The organism is Stakelama saccharophila (assembly GCF_032229225.1).
GTDB lineage: Bacteria > Pseudomonadota > Alphaproteobacteria > Sphingomonadales > Sphingomonadaceae > Sphingomonas > Sphingomonas saccharophila.
Genome location: NZ_CP135076.1, coordinates 3,084,574 through 3,102,875, shown reverse-complemented (window position 1 = coordinate 3,102,875; position 18,302 = coordinate 3,084,574). Strand labels below are relative to the sequence as shown.

The 18,302-nt window shown below is 61.9% G+C and carries 17 protein-coding genes; 7 read left to right on the top strand and 10 right to left on the bottom strand.

What is annotated here, in order from left to right:
* Positions 1 to 2 precede the first annotated feature (2 nt).
* Together RPR59_RS14470 and RPR59_RS14465 are read right to left on the bottom strand one after the other, a co-directional pair.
* Positions 3 to 896 (bottom strand): hypothetical protein, encoded by an 894-nt coding sequence (locus tag RPR59_RS14470; RefSeq protein WP_313915245.1) that lies wholly within the window; start codon positions 894 to 896, stop codon positions 3 to 5.
* On the bottom strand, positions 893 to 2,035 hold the full coding sequence (locus RPR59_RS14465; protein ID WP_313915242.1) for a toll/interleukin-1 receptor domain-containing protein: 1,143 nt from the start codon (positions 2,033 to 2,035) through the stop codon (positions 893 to 895). The genes RPR59_RS14470 and RPR59_RS14465 overlap by 4 nt, the downstream gene beginning before the upstream one ends.
* Before the next feature lie 124 nt (positions 2,036 to 2,159).
* Between RPR59_RS14465 and RPR59_RS14460 the strand changes: the two genes are divergently transcribed.
* Genes RPR59_RS14460 through RPR59_RS14450 form a run of 3 tightly spaced genes read left to right on the top strand, consistent with a single transcriptional unit; the run spans position 2,160 to position 5,795 of the window.
* Positions 2,160 to 3,794 carry a thymidylate synthase gene (locus tag RPR59_RS14460; RefSeq protein ID WP_313915240.1) on the top strand — a complete coding sequence of 545 codons (1,635 nt, stop codon included), beginning with the start codon at positions 2,160 to 2,162 and terminating at the stop codon, positions 3,792 to 3,794.
* Between the two features lie 7 nt (positions 3,795 to 3,801).
* Positions 3,802 to 4,764: a TylF/MycF/NovP-related O-methyltransferase gene (locus RPR59_RS14455; RefSeq protein ID WP_313915238.1), complete on the top strand. Its 963-nt coding sequence runs from the start codon at positions 3,802 to 3,804 to the stop codon at positions 4,762 to 4,764.
* Positions 4,764 to 5,795 carry a nucleotide kinase domain-containing protein gene (locus tag RPR59_RS14450; RefSeq protein ID WP_313915235.1) on the top strand — a complete coding sequence of 344 codons (1,032 nt, stop codon included), beginning with the start codon at positions 4,764 to 4,766 and terminating at the stop codon, positions 5,793 to 5,795. Before RPR59_RS14455 ends, RPR59_RS14450 begins: the two co-directional genes overlap by 1 nt.
* Positions 5,796 to 6,208: 413 nt before the next feature.
* Here the strand turns inward: RPR59_RS14450 and RPR59_RS14445 are convergent, their stop codons facing one another.
* From RPR59_RS14445 to RPR59_RS14430, 4 genes are all read right to left on the bottom strand, one after another.
* Entirely contained in the window at positions 6,209 to 7,615 is a 1,407-nt protein-coding gene (locus RPR59_RS14445; protein ID WP_313915233.1) for an argonaute/piwi family protein, read from the bottom strand.
* Positions 7,612 to 8,916, bottom strand: coding sequence for an SMEK domain-containing protein (locus RPR59_RS14440; RefSeq protein ID WP_432280321.1), 1,305 nt, complete (start codon positions 8,914 to 8,916; stop codon positions 7,612 to 7,614). Before RPR59_RS14440 ends, RPR59_RS14445 begins: the two co-directional genes overlap by 4 nt.
* A 356-nt stretch (positions 8,917 to 9,272) precedes the next feature.
* Entirely contained in the window at positions 9,273 to 10,316 is a 1,044-nt protein-coding gene (locus tag RPR59_RS14435; protein ID WP_313915229.1) for an IS110 family RNA-guided transposase, read from the bottom strand.
* Between the two features lie 354 nt (positions 10,317 to 10,670).
* Positions 10,671 to 10,826 carry a hypothetical protein gene (locus tag RPR59_RS14430; RefSeq protein ID WP_313915227.1) on the bottom strand — a complete coding sequence of 52 codons (156 nt, stop codon included), beginning with the start codon at positions 10,824 to 10,826 and terminating at the stop codon, positions 10,671 to 10,673.
* Between RPR59_RS14430 and RPR59_RS14425 the strand changes: the two genes are divergently transcribed.
* From RPR59_RS14425 to RPR59_RS14410, 4 genes are all read left to right on the top strand, one after another.
* On the top strand, positions 10,752 to 11,171 hold the full coding sequence (locus RPR59_RS14425; RefSeq protein ID WP_313918542.1) for a GGDEF domain-containing protein: 420 nt from the start codon (positions 10,752 to 10,754) through the stop codon (positions 11,169 to 11,171). The two genes, RPR59_RS14430 and RPR59_RS14425, sit on opposite strands and share 75 nt — an antisense overlap.
* 118 nt (positions 11,172 to 11,289) lie before the next feature.
* A complete protein-coding gene (locus RPR59_RS14420; protein WP_313915226.1) occupies positions 11,290 to 12,864 on the top strand; it encodes a putative bifunctional diguanylate cyclase/phosphodiesterase in 1,575 nt (524 codons plus the stop codon).
* Between the two features lie 155 nt (positions 12,865 to 13,019).
* Positions 13,020 to 14,027, top strand: a complete 1,008-nt coding sequence (locus RPR59_RS14415) for a 2-hydroxyacid dehydrogenase (RefSeq protein WP_313915224.1) — start codon at positions 13,020 to 13,022, stop codon at positions 14,025 to 14,027.
* 74 nt (positions 14,028 to 14,101) lie between these two features.
* Positions 14,102 to 14,647, top strand: coding sequence for a hypothetical protein (locus RPR59_RS14410; RefSeq protein WP_313915222.1), 546 nt, complete (start codon positions 14,102 to 14,104; stop codon positions 14,645 to 14,647).
* Here RPR59_RS14410 and RPR59_RS14405 read toward each other — a convergent pair.
* The 4 genes from RPR59_RS14405 to RPR59_RS14390 form a co-directional block, all read right to left on the bottom strand.
* Positions 14,644 to 15,354 carry a Crp/Fnr family transcriptional regulator gene (locus tag RPR59_RS14405; RefSeq protein WP_313915220.1) on the bottom strand — a complete coding sequence of 237 codons (711 nt, stop codon included), beginning with the start codon at positions 15,352 to 15,354 and terminating at the stop codon, positions 14,644 to 14,646. The genes RPR59_RS14410 and RPR59_RS14405 overlap by 4 nt on opposite strands.
* A 68-nt stretch (positions 15,355 to 15,422) precedes the next feature.
* A complete protein-coding gene (gene cydX, locus RPR59_RS14400) occupies positions 15,423 to 15,545 on the bottom strand; it encodes a cytochrome bd-I oxidase subunit CydX (RefSeq protein WP_313915218.1) in 123 nt (40 codons plus the stop codon).
* 16 nt (positions 15,546 to 15,561) lie between these two features.
* On the bottom strand, positions 15,562 to 16,701 hold the full coding sequence (cydB, locus tag RPR59_RS14395) for a cytochrome d ubiquinol oxidase subunit II (protein ID WP_313915217.1): 1,140 nt from the start codon (positions 16,699 to 16,701) through the stop codon (positions 15,562 to 15,564).
* Positions 16,702 to 16,719: 18 nt separating this feature from the next.
* Complete coding sequence (locus RPR59_RS14390) at positions 16,720 to 18,291, bottom strand: cytochrome ubiquinol oxidase subunit I (RefSeq protein WP_313915214.1); 1,572 nt, start codon at positions 18,289 to 18,291, stop codon at positions 16,720 to 16,722.
* Between the last annotated feature and the right edge of the window lie 11 nt (positions 18,292 to 18,302).

Genomic DNA, 18,302 nt, shown 5'->3' with positions numbered 1-18,302 from the left:
CGCTAGGCTAGCGCAGCACGCCAACGGACGAACAGATCGCAGACCGCAAACGCGGTTGGCTCGCTTCGGTCATCGTTGGCAATGTCCTGCAAATCGGGCCTAACAAGCGCCGGTATCCGATCGACCATCGCCGCGATGCGGGCAATCGCATCGTGGTACCCAGATTGCTGCGCTTCACGCGGAACACGGGCGGCGGGATCCATCAGTTCGAGCGCAATGGCGCAGTCGCGAGTTGCACCACCGTAGGCTCCGAGGAGAACCAGTGGCTTGTCCGCCTCCAAGGTCATGACCGCTTCTTCTATGACGCCTGGCATCCGACCTTCATATCGGTCTTCCGGCAGGCCGACGATGCCCATCTTCCCACCCATCGCCACTCGCGCGTCCGCTTCCGCCGCAATTGCCCGTCGGACTGCGGTGTAGGCGTCGGCGTCAGACTGTCCCGGTTGGTTTTTCAGCCAGTCGTTCCACTCGGCTTCGGTGGATATGGTTTGCCGAGCCTCCCCAACACCGCCGACGATGAGGTGCTTACCTGATAGCCGCACCGAGGTCAGTTTGTCGGCGCTCGACAGTCTGATACTTGCGACGTTGCGGGCAAGTTTCAGCGCTGCAACGAAATCGAGGAACTGGATTCGTCGGGCGATGGGCTCAGCGATGATGTATAAGAAGGGGGCTGTCTCCCGGCTTCCGGCGTAGGCGCCCGCGAGATGCTGAAATATCTTGAAGGTAAAGTGCTCGGGCTGCAAATCGCCGGCATACAGTATTTCGCCCCCTTCGCGGATTATCGCGGTGCATACTGCGAGGAGCGTCCGTTCAACTTCCCTCTGAGGGAACCCCAGACGCGCCCGGTCGGGCGCATCGCTGACCGACAAGGCGACTTTCCATCCCTTCAGTTTCATGCCTGGTATTCGCCCAATGTTTTCAGCTGGCTGTCACTTCGCAATGCGGCCATCGCCCGAGTGACGAGCCGAGCCTCAAGGTCTCCTAGCGGAGGATCGGGATATAGGATCACTCGTGGGCATAGATCGGCGTCGATCACGTCAAAAAGCTCAGGGGGGCGCGGCATCACCGTGACCTCCGAATCCGCCGCCACAACTTTCGCCGCTTGAGCCTGAAAGATGTCGCAGCGCAGCCCTTCGGACATGGTTTCCACCAGCAATGGATCTATCCACGAACCGGCCGAACCGGTGGGATCAAGACGAACCCGGGGAAGATTTGCGCCGTAGGGATAGGTTCGGCTGACGCGAACGCCCCCGATATCGGCCAAGACGATTGGCCGCCTATGCCGCTTCGCGGTCGTCAGCTCGAAGATGCACCATGGCCGGGAGTCGTACACATCCGAGACGATGGCGATCAGCGTCCCTCGACTGATTTCAGCGTCAAAGCGCGCTTTGAAATCCTCGCCCGGATTCAACTCCATGGCGTCGTAGAAGGTGTGAAGGGGCACGTCATGATCTGGTGACTGTACATAAGCCACAATCTCTCTGGCGATCGTGTCTCCGTCCGCCTTGGCGTGACTAACGAACAGCGGCTCGTCGCGGTCGTCGCCGCTGAGTTTTCGCAGATGCCGACGGATCTGAACGAGCACATGGAGCAACAGACGCTTATCTCGCGCTAGCTGGTCCAGTCCCTTCCAGCCCGTCCTATAGACGTATTGCGTGTTCCGCTCCCTGTCCGAGGCGGGTATCGCGCTGCCGCCGTAGTCACAAAACGGGATGTAGACGTCAGCTGCGCCGCGCGTCTCCATGGCCGCACGCGTGGACTGAACATATTGATCCCATACTGAGGCTTGTTCGTCCATGAAGTCGTCATGCAGCAGCACGACGGCATTGTGGTCCGCGCGCGATAGGTCAACGGGTTTAGGCAACGGCGAGTCCGGAAGCCACGGCGCGCTCGCGAAGCGAACGGGCACTCGATAAGCCACCCCGTCCCTTTCCATTCCGATTCCGTCGAAATGCCGGGAGATCATTTCAGCGACGCGCGCTCCTTCTAGCGACCCGGAAGCCCAGACAACATGTATGCGCAGATGATCAATCATGGGCTACCGGCCGGTGTAATGAAAATCGCCATCGAATACAGGCGGGTTGAACAGTAGGCATACTTTACGAATACAGAGAATCAACATTGGGGTTGAGAATGCGGGCGGGACCGGGGGGAAGTTCATGAAATCGGAGCGGTACCGCAACATTAGCCACGCGACGGTAGGTGGTTTCGAGGCAGTGCTGAAAGACGGCAAGGCCGTCTCGGTGCGCGGCGAAGCCACACGGGAAGTGCTCGGACGTGGCACGCTCATAGAATGCCCACAGGAACGGTTTCCGTTCTTACCCGGGCGACTAGGTGATCCGTTCGCCCTCGTGGCTGAATGCATCTGGGTCCTTGCCGGGCGAAACGACCTCGACTGGCTGACCCATTACCTTCCGCGCGCCGCCCAGTTCTCCGACGATGGTAGGGTCTGGCGAGCGGGATATGGACCGCGCCTCAGGGACTGGCAGGGCGTGGACCAGCTGGCCGAAGTCTTTCGGCTTCTCAGCGCAGACAGGACTAGCCGACGCGCGGTCATGAGTTTATTCGATCCTCGATCTGACTTTGGTCCATCCCTAGACATCCCCTGCAACAACTGGCTCAGCTGGCTGATCAGGGACGGCCGTCTGCTGCTCAATGTTGCGGTACGCAGCAACGACGCAATGTGGGGGTTCTCGGGCGTCAATGCGTTCGAGTGGAGCGTCCTGCAGGAACTGTTGGCGAACTGGCTGGGGGTTGAACCCGGCCCAACCTATTTCCTCGCCTCCTCGTTTCACATCTACGAACGCGACCGGCATCTCGAACGTGCGGCCGCGGTCGTGAATGCGTTTCCTGGCGTTACGCCGTACGATTTCGAAGTTTCGACACCGCGTCTGGAAGTCGCCCAAGACCGCTTGGATGCCGCCTTATTGGAATGGTTCGCAGCCGAAGCACTCGTTCGCCAAGATCCCGACGCCTGGCCCGTTGAGAGCTTGCCAGAGGATCCCTTCCTCCTTGCCTCCCTCCGGACCGTTCGTCTCAAATGGGGCGCTGACATTTGGACAGAGGACAGGCTGAGGAACGAATTGCACGCGTGCCCTGACGACGACTTCACGGCCGCGGCTTATGAACGCCTGGCGCGCCGTTTTCCGCGGTTAGTAGACGGCATTCCGCAGCCCGGCGCTCGGGCTTACTTCAACCGAGCGACGTGCCGGCCGACTTCCGGCGATGGTCTCATCCAAGCGATAGACGCCCTACATCGAGAGAAGAACGCCGGCTACGGCGCGGCCTGGAAGCGGCGCGGTGAGCGCATCAGCATTCTGCCCAACATTGCGCGCAAGGTCGACCGGCTGGAACATTTCAGCACTTCGGGCCTGGAACTCTCCGGCGAGACGCTGTTCGACACGGCGGTTGACCTGTTGGTGTACGTTCTCAAATACGAGTTGTTTCTCGCGGAACAGTCCCCCTCACTAGCCGAGCGAATCGGCTTGCAAGGTGGGACCAGAGCCTACAGTGATTGTAACGATGATTTCACCGTGGCACTCCGTCATGCGGGTGTGACGCCGCTCGCCGACAATGAGGTAGACAGCGAGCTCATAGCGGCGGTTAGCACCTTTGAAGATCTCTGGCCCAAAGTAAAGGCGGAAGCGGACGTCGAGGCGCGCATCGCCGCTACCAGTCGGTTACGTGTTCATGCGGCGCGACTGGTCGGGGCAATCGCGCTGACTCAGCCTCAAGTCCTGTTGGCGTTCATTCAGCAATGGAGCCCGCGCGATGAAACCCCCTCCTCCTCGTAGCGTCGATATGAACCCTGCCGACCTGTCGACACTGCTCGAAACGCTCAAGCAAGAGTTGTCCGCTCGCCCCGAGACTGACGTTCTCGGAATCCTAGGCGTCGGCCCCGCCGCATACGACGTCGTAACCTGGCTGAACGTTGCGGGGCTGACCGGCCGGTTGACCGGAGTCTACGACACGTCACCGCAAGAGGCCGGGCTTCGCTGCCGACCGATGGAGGCGCTGGAACAGGACCGGCCCCAGATCCTGATTGTAGCTTCGGACCAGCGTAAAGAGGCGCTTATCGAGGCCGCTGTACCCCACATTGAGGCGAGCGTCCGGTTGCTAATCGGAGGATTCGACCACTTCCGGTACCGCGACCTGGCCTTTGAGCAAGAAACTGCAAACGCGCTCGTGCCCTCCTTCGCGAACGGATATCCGAACTGCCTGATCCATCTTTGGCAGGTTCTTCAGAACGCTGCACGCTTGGGCGTCGACGGGACGATCGTGGAATTCGGAATGTTCCGGGGAGGAACGACCATGTTGCTCTCTCGCTTCGCCGAGCGACTGGGCAAAGACTGGCCAGTCATCGGTTTCGACACCTTCGACGGTTTCCCTCCGCCACGTAGTCCGCTTGACATGTATTCTCACCCTGACTGCGTCTTTATGGACGAGGCCGCAGCCCGCCGATATCTGGCCGGACGGAACGTCAAGATCGTGCCGGGCGATATCGTCGAGACCGCGTCTCAGTTGAAGGAGCGGGGTATCCTGCTAGCGTTCATTGACACCGACAACTACACCTCGGCAGTGGCGGCGCTGGATGCTGTTCAAGGTCAGATAGTGCCCGGGGGCGCCATTGTGTTCGACCACTTCACTGGTGTAGACCGCTTTTTGTACACCTTGGGCGAACGCATGGCCGCCAAGCGCCTTCTCGAAGACCCGCGATTCTTCAATCTACACGGCACCGGCGTATTTCTTCGGCAGTCAGCGTGATGGATATCGTCGAAACACGCAGCAAGCCAAAGCCCCGCCGGGGAGTCTACGAACTGTACTGGCAGTTCGCCTCTCGACGGCAGGCAGCGTTTGAACGTCGTCTCGCCGGCAAGAATGCGCCTTGGTCGGACGATCCCATCCTGCAGGAGTTCAAGTTTTGCAATGTTTACCGGGCAGCTGATCGCGTCTCCCAGTATATGATCCGAGAGGTATGCTATGCTGAGGAAGTCGGCAGCGCAGCCGATCGCGCCTTTCAGATCGTCGCTTTCAGGACGTTCAGCAAAATCAGCACCTGGAACAGGCTCATGGCGCTACTGGACGGGCCTCCACGCATCCGAGATTTGGCGGACGGGAGTTTCGTCGCCGCGCTAGACCGTATCAAGCGCGAGGACGGCGGCCTTTACACCGGGGCCTTTATACTGTGCGCGAACAAGGCGTTTGGACACGACGAGAAGCATCACAATCACGCCGCCCTTTTTGAGAAAATGTTTGTCCAAGACGCCGTTGCAGATCGGCTGATCGGTGCGAACTCCTTCGAAGGCCTCGTCCGCACGCTTGAGGGCTATCCCTTGATGGGTCCGTTCATGGCCTATCAGACTGCGGTCGATCTTAACTATTCCGAACTAACGGATTTTAGCGAGAACGACTATACGCAAGCTGGCCCAGGCGCCGTGCGCGGCCTCGCCAAGGTGTTCGAGAACTTAGGCGATTACACACCGTCCGAAGCGATTCAATGGATGGTCGACCAACAGGAGGTCGAGTTCGAACGGCTCGATCTACCCTTCTCGGGCCTCTTCGGGAGACCTTTGCACGCGATCGACTGTCAGGGGCTGTTCTGTGAAACTGACAAGTACTGCAGAGAAGCTGCGCCGGAGCTCGCCAGCAACCGGTCGCGGATCAAGGCTCGCTATCGGCCATCGACGACCTCGCTTGAGCTTTTCTTTCCACCGAAGTGGCGGCTGGAGCCGCCTGCGCGAACGATTCCAGCTGCCCGCCTACAGACTCAACCGGACTTGTTCTCGAACGCCTAAGCCCCAATTTCAGTCCCAGAGAAGTTTCGCCGGGTGATGGCTTAAAGCGGTTATGCTCTGATCCTTCTTTACCGCACTGTGGACGGTCGTCGTCGTCAATGAATTTTCCACTCTACACGTTCAGCCACCAAAAGCGGACACGCGGCTTCCGGCCCACTTTTTGTCGCTATCCTATGCCGGTCGCGCAAACGCCGGATGTCGGCTCCAGACAAAACCTGTCCTTCAACACATCGCCAGCGAACGGCAGCAATGTCAGCGTCAACTGACACCGACTAGAGACGGCCTATTCGCTTCTGTCCAGACGAACGTTCGGTCCTATCAAAACTACCGTTTAGGTCGGTCAAATGGGAAGACTATGACGCGCAATAACGCCGGTCGGACGCCGGGCGGTGCGGCAGCGGGGGCGAGAGGCGCTACATGTAGAAGCTGTAGCTGACCTGAGGCTTCTCGGTCGGGCTGACGTACTTCATGATGTCGCCGATCTTGCGAGCGCATTCGAGCGTGATCGGCAGGCGGCCGTCCATCTGGGTGTTGTTCCAGTTCATCTTGGTCAGACCAAGGATCTCCTCGCATAGGTTCTCGAGGGACGAATCTTGTTCGTAGACCGTGATCTTGAGGGGCTTGGGAACGTAAGCGCCGGGATAGGTCTTGTAGAAATCGACGGTGCCGCGCGTGTATAGCAGTCCCTCGGTCTCGGTGATGGCGAGCATGGTACCGCGTTTGGGCGGATAGTCGCCGTCACCGAAAAGGCGGATGTCAGTGTCGGTGATGGCTACGAAATCCTTAACGCGAATGCCCTTCTCATCGAGAGCGCGCAGGAAGCCTTTTCGTTCACTATCGCGGAAGCGACTAGATTTGTGGATGACGATTCGAGCCGGCATGTGCTGTAGGGCGCGGTCGTATTCGTCCAATGCATCGCGCAAGAGTTCGTACGCCTGATCCTCGCTCAGGTAGGGGTGGCGGTTCTTCTTATCGATGGAGACCGGGGTTCCGCGCAGGATGATACCGTGGCCGAACTCGTCGAAGACCTGCGCGAGGCTGGACGAGACAGTTTCACCGTCGCGGCTCTTATAGAAGCCGATCCCTATGTAGCAGGAGCGCAGCTTGGCGGTCTCCTCAACGAGCCTCCATGGGATGGTGCGGTTGCCCTTGTAGTAGAGAGCAGTGCAGAAGTTCCATGCCTTGGTGGCCGGATCCTGCTGCTCCCCGGCCTGCTTCGTGATGAGAATGGTCTTCTCGCGTACGAGCTGTAGCGGCGTTCCGAGATGCATGCACTTCGCCTTGAGGATGCGGCGGAAATTGTGTTCCAGCCCGCTATCCCCTTCTTCACCCTCCTTGGAAGTGGTGACGGAGTCAAACATTTCGTTCGGCATTACGCAGACGATGACATCAACGGATCTGTTCTCGGCTAGGAAGCGGATCTGCTCGTAGTACAGCTCGACCGCACGCTCGACGCGGTCGGGGCGTGACGGTAGCTTTACGATGGCGGTGATCTCGGACTTCTGCAGCGTACGCGTGTACTGGGGCGAGTTGATGAGGCGGGTCAGGAAGCCGTAGCTCTGGTTGATGCCGCCGAAGCCCCGGAAAAGGTTAAGCAGCTTCGATTCCTTCTTGCGCTCGATGCCGCTGCGGCATTGAGCGAGCCATTCGTCAAGCAGATCGACACCTTCGCCGCGGCCGACGACGCCAATGCGCAGTTCTGTGCGGCGCAGCTCATCGCGCTTGTCGTACACCCCCATGTGCTCGATGCCGGTTCGCGGGCAGACGTGGGTGCCGGTGCCGAACCCAAGAAGCGGCTCGGCGAGAGTGGTGAGCTTCAAGCGGCTTCCTCCTGGTGGTCTGCGGCATCGGCGATGGACGTCTCGTCGGCATCGTCGGCGACGTCATCGGCGTCCTCAGCAACGTCGAACTCGATGAGGTTTTGGAATGCGAGCCCATCCTCATCGCCAGCGTCTGTTGCGGACAGGAAGTAGGCGATAAAGCGCACCTGGTTCCTGACGCTGGCATTCCGCTCGAGCCGCTTCTGTTGGGAGAGCAGGTCGTCGTGCCAGTTCGACTCGCGGAACCCGTCGAACGAGTAGAACCAGCTGGGCAAGATCTGCGCGAACCAATCGTCACCGAGCTTCGTGAAGGTTAGGTCGAACGAAAGGTGCTGGTGATGCGCGATCCGAGCGGGATCCTTTTTCGACGGGCGGGCGAAATAGACACGCCGTGTCGCCTTCTGTTTGCCAATCCACGGTTCCTTGCGTTCACTCTGTCCCTCCTCGTTGGCAATGAAGTAGAAGAAACGATCTTTGGGCTGCATGCGGACGTGGCGTGCCTTGAGGATCTCACGGGCCTCGGCGGTGAGCAGCTGCTTGAGCACGTTGATGTTGTCGGTTTCCAGGGAATCAGCAAGGTCAGAGACGTCGAGTCGTTCCACTGACCCCTCGTCCACGATGCTGATAAGGCCGCTGGTTTCCATGTCGTGGAAAGAGAAGAGTTTGTTGTCGTGGCAGACCCAGGCGTCTGAGTGCACGTCGTTGAGGAGGAGGGCCATCTTAACAACCGATGTTCTGCTCCGAGCCTTGCCCTTGTATGAAAGACTACTGCGCGCCTGCGCGACCACCTCCTTGTCGTTGATCGTCAACTCAGCGACGTAGACGGCCTGCGGCATCCGAATCTGTTGTAGGTTGGTCGTGATGGCCGTCGGATCGGGGATGCTGTCGGAGCTATACGCGATATAGGCGTCCACCTCACCCAGGATGCGTTGGAACTCCTCAAGGATGCGCTCCTGCGCGGGCAGGCGCAGCGCCGCGACCAGCCCGAGCAAGTCACCGAGGTCGATGACGTGCTTCTTGGTATTAAACGCGAAACGGTCGCCCACGATCTCGTTGACGGCGGCTTGGCTATAGGACGCCTGCTTCTTAACGAGGGTGAGTACGTACAGTTCGTCGAAGCTGTTGAAGTAGGTGCGATCCATGAACTGGCGGAGGGTCGCCTTCACCTTGTGGAGCGAGGTGGTCGAGGTGACCTGAAAGCAAACGCGGTCGTGATCGTCGCCAAGGTCGATGCCAGGAAAATTCTTCTGCTTGCGGTTAAGATTGAGGAGTTGGGGCAGGTTGTAAACCGACCGTAGGATCGGGATAAACGCGTCCTCGAGCGCTAAGTTGATGTCTGTTTCTTGATGGCTCCAGATTCAGCCTCAAGCGCCGGCTTCTCTATCGCGGCCGGGGTCAAGGACAAATTTCTGTTACCATGGCCTTTCTCCCATTTCGTGGCTCTGCGAAGGATGCTGTCTCACGAGGCTCTTGCTTCTCTTCGAGGTCGGCGCGGGCCGCCTCAGGATGGGGTAAGAAGGGGGCGTGGTTCTATCTTTGTTGCGTCCTTGCCATCGCGGCAGGATCCGCCGACGTTACGAACTCACGCCACCCATCGTCCCCGTGAGGACATCTTCCTGCCGAGGCAGAACCGTTTTTCCTGTCGTTATCCGATGGTTCAGGCCGCCGGCACGACGACGGCGATATTGCTATAGCGGAAGTCGGTGCCATCGACCCACATGCGGTGGAGTATGACGGCGAGCCTCCTGGCAAGCGCGACGGTGGCGCGGCGCATGCCCCTGCGCTGGGCGACCCGCGCTGCCCATGCCTTGAGCCAGGACCATTTCTGGCTGTGGCAGAGCATCGACTGCGCCGCTTCGTAAAGCATCGCACGCAGCATGGTGTCTCCGCATTTCGAAACACCGCCGTTATAGTCGATCTCGCCCGACTGGTGGCGCCGAGGCGTCAATCCCACGTGCGCGCCAACTTCCCGCGAATGGACAAACCGGTGCGGCTGATCCACCGACGCGCGGTAGGTGAGCGCCACCAACGGGCCCACGCCGGGAACGGTCATGAAGCGCCGGCACACCGGGTCCTGGCGAACCGTATCGAGCACCATCTTGTGCAGGACGGCGAGTTGCTCGCGCATCACGCGCCGTACGCTCAGCAAAGGCTCGACGATCGTGGCAAGCGCAGGGAAGTCTTCGACCAGATGCCGAATGCGCGCTTCGTAGCCGGTCGGGCTTACAGGACCGACCCTCAAGCCGAAGTTGCGCAGCGTACCGCGCAGATCGCACTCGATGTCGAGCAGCTTGCGCTGGACGAGCCTGCGGCTTGTCAGCAGCATCCTGTTTTCCTGCGCCGCCAGCGTCTTCACATGCACCGGCTTGAACAGACCCGCGCGCATCATCCGCGCAATACCGCGGGCGTCATTGGGATCCGACTTGTTGATCTGCTGGGCTTTGAGCAGCGCCTTCATGTGCCGGGTCTCGACACATACCATGGGCAAACCCGCTTCGGTCAATGCGTTCACTAGCCATTGGGACAAGGGACCAGCTTCGATCCCAACCCGAACATAGTCGCCGCCCACTGACGTAAGCAGGACAGCAATGTCGTCCGGCTCGGTCGCCACCTTGCGTTCACATAGAACCGCGCCAGCATCGTCCAGCACGCACACCGACGTCTCCTTCATCGAGACATCCAGACCAACGAAATGTGTCATCGTCTTCAATCCTTCCCTCGATGCGCGAGGTCAGGTGTGACCCCGATCAGCCATCGTACGTGAAGGAGGCTGCGCCCGATTGCGTTCCAAAGCGCAGCCGCCGCGATACACCATCTTTGTTGGCGCTGCTGACCGGGAGGTTGGTTCAAACGAACGGCAGCTTCACCCGCGCCAGCTGACCCATGCGTCGGCGTGATAGAAGGGCAGCTTCGCTTGTTCTGGCGGCTATGACCGGACAGGCGGAAACGTGTTGTTAACCGGCGCGGAACGGAGCAAAGCTGCATCCTGAGCCTTTAACGGAGGCAGCATGGATAACCATGCTGCCTCTCGCCGACGATCCTTAGAAGCGGATGCTCAGACCCGCGTGACCACCGCCGCCGCCTCGATATCGAGCTGCAAAGGCTTGCGGCCACGCCCGAGCGTATCGTCAGTTGCCTGGTCGTCGACATCGACCATTTCAAGCGGTTCAACGACGAGCATGGGCATGCCGCCGGCGATTTCGTGCTGCAAAGCGTCGCTACCGCGCTGAAGCGACAGATACGGCAGGGCGATCACGCGTTCCGCTATGGTGGCGAGGAATTCGTCCTGCTGCTGCCCGACCTCGATATCAAGCCGGCGACCGAGCGCGCTGAAATGCTTCGCGAACATATTGCCGGGATGCCGCTCGACTTCGATGGCCGCGATCTCGGCACGCTTACCATTTCGGTCGGCGTTGCGAGCGCATCGACGCAGGGCCGGTTGCAGGACCTTATAGATTCGGCCGATACGGCGCTTTACGCCGCCAAGCACGCCGGACGAAACCGTGTGGCGATCGCGCCGGAAACGCCGGAAAACCCGGTGTCGCGCACCGGCTGAGGCCCGAGCGGAATCGCGGCCATAGGGGCGATAGCGTATCAAAGCCGTTTATTTACAATTGCTTCATAGGCGCAGCTTAAATCTGCGGGAACAAGATTTACGGGACAGTGAGCTTGGCGTGAACCGGTATCTGGGCCGCAAGAAGGTGGTGAAGCGGGGCGAGGCGCTCGTCATCGCGCTTGCCGGTATGGTGCTCGGATTCCTGTTTATCCATTTCGACGCCTTCACAAAATACAGCAAATTCGTGGACAAAGCCGCCTATGAGCAGCTCGACGAGTTGCTCTTCGTGATCTTTTTCGGTGGTTTTGCGGCGCTGGTCATCGCCATTCGCCGGACCGCCGATATGGCAAGAGAGGTGCGCCGTCGCGAGGAGGCCGAGCGAAAGGCGCTGAAGCTGGCGCGCCTCGACCCGCTGACCGGTCTTCCCAACCGTCGCGTGCTTGGCGAACTGCTGGTTCGCGCCGTCCAGGAAGCCGCTCGCCACGACCGGGACTGCGCCGTGCTGCTGATCGACCTCGATCACTTCAAGTCGGTCAACGACCTTCACGGCCATCATATCGGCGACGCGTTGCTGGTCGAGGTTTCCAACCGGCTGCGCGAGCTGGCCTCCGATACCGCTCATATCGCACGCCTTGGCGGTGACGAATTCGCCTGCTGGCTGTCCTATGAACGCGGCAACGACGCGCCCGGCCACCTTGCCATGCGGATCATCCGGAGCCTGGGCCGGCGTTACGTCATAGAGGGGCGCACGCTCGAGGTCAGCGCCACGATCGGCATTGCGCGGTCTCCCCGCAACTCGGGAGATCCGGCAACATTGCTCCGCGCTGCTGATATCGCGATGTATCATGCCAAGCGCGAACAGCGAGGGACCTTCGAATATTTTCGCACGGAAATGGACGAGAAGCTGCAGGCCCGTGCGATGCTCGAGCGCGATCTCAGGCACGCGGTCGCCGAAGGCCATATCATTCCCTATTTCCAGCCGATCTATTCGCTCGTCGAAGATCGGATCATAGGATTCGAAGCGCTCGCAAGGTGGTTTCACCCCGAGCGCGGACTGGTAAGTCCCGTCGAATTCATTCCGGTCGCCGAAGATATCGGACTGATGCACGACCTGACGCAGCACATCCTGACGCAGTCCTGCATCGTTGCGCAAACATGGCCGGACGGGATTTCGTTTTCGGTCAACGTCCCGCCTGCTCAGTTGCTTGCCGGCTGGTTTCCCGCGCATACGCTGGCAACGCTGACCGCAACGGGCGTCGCGCCGAGCCGTCTGATCATCGAAGTGACCGAAAATGCGTTTATCGAGGATGCGGACTTCGCCTCCGGCATATTCGAATCGCTGCACAATGCGGGCATCCGCGTCGCGCTGGATGACTTCGGCAAGGGCTATTCAAGCCTCACCCACCTACGGCAATTGCGTTTCGATCACCTCAAGATTGACAGCTCTTTCATTCGGTCGATCGACACGACCGAGAGTCGCCAGATCATCAAGGCCGTGATCGGGCTGGGCGGAGCGATGGGCATGTCGGTTACCGCCGAGGGCGTCGAGGACGAGGCGGTCGCCCATGCGCTTGGGTCGCTCGGCTGCACCCACGCTCAGGGCTATCTTTTCGGCAAGCCCGTTCCGGCGTCCATGACCTTGCCAATGCTTCAGCCCCGGGCGAGCTTGCGCTCAGAAGCGGTGGGCGGCTAGGGGCGACAGTCCGAGCGAGGCGGAATCGGAAGACGACCGGGCTTGGCCGGCAAGTCGGTCCCGCCTTCATCGGCTTGTCCGACGGCGATACTATGGGCTCTGCCTATCGCTCTCGCCGCTCGGCGACGGACGAAGAATTGCGACGGGAGACCGGGATGCGCGTTGCCGTTTTCGCAACGAAGCCGTATGATCGTCACTACCTGGATGCCGCCAACGCGGCGTTCGGACATGACCTGGTCTATTTCGAGCCGCGGCTCGACGGAGCGACTGCGACACTGGCGAAGGGGTGCGCGGCGGTCTGCGTGTTCGTCAACGACACGCTCGATGAACCGGTGCTCGAGGAACTGGCGCGAAACGGCGTCCGGCTTGTCGCGCTGCGCTGTGCCGGCTTCAACAATGTCGATTTCACGGCGGCCGGGCGGCTGGGGATCGATGTCGTTCGCGTTCCGGCCTATTCGCCGCATGCCGTCGCCGAATTCACCATCGGCCTGTTGCTGGCGCTCGATCGAAAGATCCACCGCGCCTGGGCGCGCGTGCGCGAGAATAATTTCGCGCTGGACGGCCTTATCGGCCGCAATCTGTTCGGTCGCACCGCAGGGGTGGTCGGCACCGGGCAGATCGGCCGGCTCGTCGCCCGCGCGCTGCGCCTCGGCTTCAGTTGCGACGTTCTGGCGAGCGATCCCGCGCCCGACGCCGGGCTGGAGGACTGCGGCGTCCGCTATGTCGATTCCGCCGAGCTGCTCGCCGCCAGCGATATCGTCACGCTGCACTGCCCGCTGACGCCCGACACCCGCCACCTGATCGACGCCGCGGCGATCACGCGCGCCCGCGACGGGCTGCTGATCGTCAACACCAGCCGCGGCGCGCTGATCGATACGAGCGCGCTGATCGCCGGGTTGAAGAGCCGCAAGCTCGGCGGCGTCGCGCTCGACGTGTACGAGCAGGAATCGAACCTGTTCTTCGAGGACCTGTCGAGCGAGATCATCGACGACGACGTGTTCCAGCGTCTGCTTACCTTCCCCAACGTTCTGATCACCGGGCATCAGGCCTTCCTTACCGATGAGGCGCTGACGGCGATTGCGCAGACTACGCTGGCAAGCATCGCCGATGCCGAGGCGGGAAGGCCGCTTCGCCACCGGGTCGCGCCGCCGCGAACCGCTTGAGCAATCGCGGCTTTGACCACCGTCAATGCCGCCACACCGGTAAAGCGCGATTTTCAGGCGAGAGGAGAATGCCGATGAGCGAGGCCGCCGGCTCTGACGGTCGCGTCGAGCCCTTTTGCCGGTGCTGGCACGTCATTAAGGAGATCGATGTCGCCCGTCTTGTCGCCGGGCATCACCGACTCGCGGCGCTGTGCCACGAATTGGAGGCGTGCGCCGACGCACTGCCGACGCTGCCGTCGCCGACACATTCCGTCGCACTGTGCAGGCTGCTGGCGGCAACCGTCGTCCGGCGCGAGGGTGACCGCGGCAATTTTCCGGAGGCGCTCGCGGGAAAGCGCGATACCGGCCTGCTGGCACCGCTGCTGATGGCGCGGGTAGGACGCCTCCGCCTTGCCGACGCGGCCTATGGTCAGGAATTGATCGAGGCGTTGGAAGACGCCAGGCACAGCCAGCCGGTGGCCGGAGAAACGCTCGGATATCTGCTCCGCTGCGTGTTCGAGGGATGCCGCCGGACGATGGACGTCGAGGGGCTGGTCGTCCTGCATCTCGCCAGCCACCGGCTGACGGCCGAAGCGCGCATGCTTCTGGTCGAGAGCCTCCGCCGCCGCAGCGCCGTTTAAGCTGCTTCGGCGCGCGCCTCCAACGCCTCGCGGTTGGTGATCGTTATCGCCCGCGTTCCCGGCAGCGCGATGACGCCGGCGGCCTTGAGCCGCGTCATCTGGCGGCTCACCGTTTCGATCGTCAGCCCCAGCACGTCGGCGATCTGACCGCGCGTCAGCGGAAGGTCGAAGGTGAGCGGGCCGGCCGGCGTGGCGCGGCACGCCGACGCGCCCGCGCGCGCCGCCATATCGAGCAGAAAGCCGGCCACCTTTTCCTGCGCCGACTTGCGCGCCAGCGTCAGCATGCGGCTGCGGGCTTCGTCCAGCGCCTCCATCGTGCGCCGAAGCAACAGGCGCTCCATATGCGCATGATCCTCCAATACACGTGTGAACGGTTCGCGCGGGAAAATGCAAAGCTCCGCCTCAGTAAGCGCCGTGATCGTGAAACTCGACCGGCCGGGATATGGCTGTCCCACGAAGTCGGCGGGATAGAGCAGTCCGACGATCTGCTCGCGCCCATCGGCCGTCGACGCCACCAGCTTCAACATGCCCGACAACAGGTTGGCGCAGATCACATGGTCGTCGCCGGCCCACGTGATCGTTTCGCCAGGTGCGACCAGCTGTCGCCGGCTGAGCATGTTGAGCGCAGTCAGTTCGTCGTTGTCGAGGCTGCCGCACAGCGCCTGGTCGCGCACCGCGCAATCGGCACAGATATCGCTCGTCGCCATGCGCCCCATATAGGCGAAAGGTTGGCCCGTGCCGACCCCTCGCGTCAAGCCGCGCGTACGCCGCCGCGTCAGCGGTTGGCCGGCCCCTCCGCATCGTCCTCGACCGGCAAGTCGAATTCGTGCCAGATCCCGTTCAAAATGCCGAAGACGACCGCGAGGCCGAGCCCCAGCACCCAGGTGAAATACCACATGGCCTGTTATCCTTCGTCAGTAGAAATCGGGATTGGTGCGGACTTCCTCGGTCGTCACGCGGCCGAACATCACCTTGTACGCCCAGGCGGTGTAGGCGAGCACGATCGGCAGGAAGACAACGGTCACGACGACCATGATCGCCAGCGTGTGCGCCGAGGACGAGGCGTTCCACACCGTCAGGCTGGAATGCGGATCGATGCTCGACGGCAGGATGTACGGGAACATCGACAGCCCCACGGTGGCGATGATCCCCAGCGCCCCCGCCGACGATCCGGCGAACGCCGCCCATTCTCTGCCCGCGCGGATGCCGACCAGCGCGAGCGCGCTGCTAGCGAAGCCCAGGGCCGGCGCGATCAGCATCCACGGATAGCGGCCGTAATTGGTCAGCCAGCCGCCGCCGACCTGCTCGGTCGTCGTGCGCAGCGGGTTGGACGGGCCGATCGGATCGGCCGCGCCGACCATGCGGTAGCCGATATCGCCGAACGCTACATACAGCCCGCCGAGCGCGAACAGGGCCAGCGCCGCCAGCGCCGCCCAGGTGCCGAAGCGCCGCGCGCGGTCATGGACCGCCCCGTGCTCCAGCTTGATCGCCAGCCATGCCGCGCCGTGCACCACCAACATGGCTAGCGAGAGCAGCCCGCACAGCAGGGCGAACGGTGTGAACAGGCCGAAAAAGCTGCCCTCGTACCAGGAGCGCAGGTCGCTATCGATGCGGAAGGGCGCGCCCTGGAGCACGTTGCCGACCGCGACGCCGAACACCAGCGCCGGCACGAAGCCGCCGACGAACAGCGCCCAGTCCCAGCGGCTGCGCCAGGCGGCGTCGGGCTTTTTCGATCGGTATTTGAACCCCACGGGCCGCAGGATCAACGCGGCGAGCACCACGAACATCGCGAGGTAGAAGCCCGAAAAGCTGACCGCATAGACGAACGGCCAGGCCGCGAAGATCGCGCCGCCGCCGAGGATGAACCACACCTGGTTGCCCTCCCAGGCCGGCCCTACCGAATTGATGACCATCCGCCGCTCGGCATCGGTCCTCGCGGCGAAGGGCAGCAGCGCCGTCACCCCCAGGTCGAAACCGTCGGTGAGCGCGAAGCCGATCAGCAGCACGCCGAGTAGCACCCACCAGATCAGGCGCAGGATTTCATAGTCGAACATGGTGTGTCCTTTCGCGGATCATGCGGTGACGGGTTCGGCGGGGATCGGCCCGGGCAGCGGCTGCGGATCGTCGTCATGCTCGTAGGGGCCGTGGCGAATCGTGGCGAGGATCAGCCGCACCTCGATCACGGCGAGCGTTCCGTAGAGCAGGGTGAAGCCGATCAGCGTCGTCCACAGCGCCCCCCGGCTGAGCGTCGAGGTGGCGAGGAAGGTTGGCAGCACGCCCTCGATCGCCCAGGGCTGGCGCCCGATCTCGGCAACGAGCCAGCCGAGTTCGATGGCGATCCAGGGCAGCGGGATCGCGAGCACCGCCAGCTTCAGGAACCATTTCGCATTGAGGTGCATCCGCAGCGAACAGAGCATAAACGCGGTCGCGAACAGCGCGATCATCAGGAAACCGATCGCCGCCATGACCCGGAAGCCCCAGAACATCAGGGGCACGTTGGGCACCGTATCCCACGCCGCCTGGTCGATCTGCTGTGGCGTCGCCGCGGCGGGATCGGCCACATAGCGCTTGAGCAGCATGGCATAGCCGAGGTCGCGGCCGTGCATCGCGAATGCGGCCCGGGCGGTCTGGTTGTTCGGGTCGTTCTTCAGCGTCTCGACCGCTCTATAGGCGACCTGCCCCGATTCGATGCGGTCATGCGCCTTGAGCACGAGTTCGGACATGCCGGCGACGGTCTTGTCGAGGCTGCGCGTCGCGATCAGGCCCAGCACCCAGGGTATCTCGACCTTGTAGCGCGTCGTCCGCGCAGTAGTGTCGGGCATGCCGAACAGCGTCAGGCCGGAGGGCGCGGGTGCGGTGTGCCATGCCGCCTCGATCGCGGCGAGCTTCATCTTCTGGTTGTCGGTCAGCGCATAGCCGCTTTCGTCGCCCAGCACGACGACCGACAGCGACGAGGCCAAGCCGAAGGCGGCGGCCACCGTCATCGAACGCCGCGCCACCGCGACCCACTTGCCCTTGAGCAGATAATAGGCCGAAATGCCGAGCACGACGACCGAGGCGCAGACATAGCCGGCGCTGACGGTATGGACGAACTTGGCCTGCGCGATCGGGTTGAACAGCACTTGACCGAAGTCGCTGACCTCCATGCGCATCGTATCGGGGTTGAAGGTCGCGCCGACGGGGTTCTGCATCCAGCCGTTGGCGATCAGAATCCACAGCGCCGACAGGTTGGTGCCCAGTGCCACCAGGAAGGTGACGATCAGATGCCCCAACTTCGACAGCCGGTTCCAGCCGAAGAACATGATGCCGACGAACGTCGCCTCCAGGAAGAAGGCCATCAGTCCCTCGATCGCCAGCGGCGCGCCGAAGATGTCGCCGACATAGTGCGAGAAGTACGACCAGTTGGTCCCGAACTGGAATTCCATCGTCAGTCCGGTGGCGACGCCCAGCACGAAGTTGATCGCGAAGATGCGCCCCCAGAACCGCGTGACGACGCGCCAGATCGGGCGGTTCGTCATCACGTATACGCTTTCCATGATGACGAGCATGAACGACAGCCCGAGCGTCAGCGGCACGAACAGGAAATGGTATAGCGCGGTTGCCGCGAACTGGATTCGCGACAGGTCGATGACCTGTGGGTCCATGATTGAATCTC

Coding starts and splice junctions, on each gene's coding strand:
- RPR59_RS14470 (WP_313915245.1), bottom strand. CDS start 896: ATGAAACTGAAGGGATGGAAAGTCGCCTTGTCGGTCAGCGATGCGCCC.
- RPR59_RS14465 (WP_313915242.1), bottom strand. CDS start 2,035: ATGATTGATCATCTGCGCATACATGTTGTCTGGGCTTCCGGGTCGCTA.
- RPR59_RS14460 (WP_313915240.1), top strand. CDS start 2,160: ATGAAATCGGAGCGGTACCGCAACATTAGCCACGCGACGGTAGGTGGT.
- RPR59_RS14455 (WP_313915238.1), top strand. CDS start 3,802: ATGAACCCTGCCGACCTGTCGACACTGCTCGAAACGCTCAAGCAAGAG.
- RPR59_RS14450 (WP_313915235.1), top strand. CDS start 4,764: ATGGATATCGTCGAAACACGCAGCAAGCCAAAGCCCCGCCGGGGAGTC.
- RPR59_RS14435 (WP_313915229.1), bottom strand. CDS start 10,316: ATGACACATTTCGTTGGTCTGGATGTCTCGATGAAGGAGACGTCGGTG.
- RPR59_RS14415 (WP_313915224.1), top strand. CDS start 13,020: ATGCGCGTTGCCGTTTTCGCAACGAAGCCGTATGATCGTCACTACCTG.
- RPR59_RS14410 (WP_313915222.1), top strand. CDS start 14,102: ATGAGCGAGGCCGCCGGCTCTGACGGTCGCGTCGAGCCCTTTTGCCGG.
- RPR59_RS14405 (WP_313915220.1), bottom strand. CDS start 15,354: ATGGCGACGAGCGATATCTGTGCCGATTGCGCGGTGCGCGACCAGGCG.
- cydX (WP_313915218.1), bottom strand. CDS start 15,545: ATGTGGTATTTCACCTGGGTGCTGGGGCTCGGCCTCGCGGTCGTCTTC.
- cydB (WP_313915217.1), bottom strand. CDS start 16,701: ATGTTCGACTATGAAATCCTGCGCCTGATCTGGTGGGTGCTACTCGGC.
- RPR59_RS14390 (WP_313915214.1), bottom strand. CDS start 18,291: ATGGACCCACAGGTCATCGACCTGTCGCGAATCCAGTTCGCGGCAACC.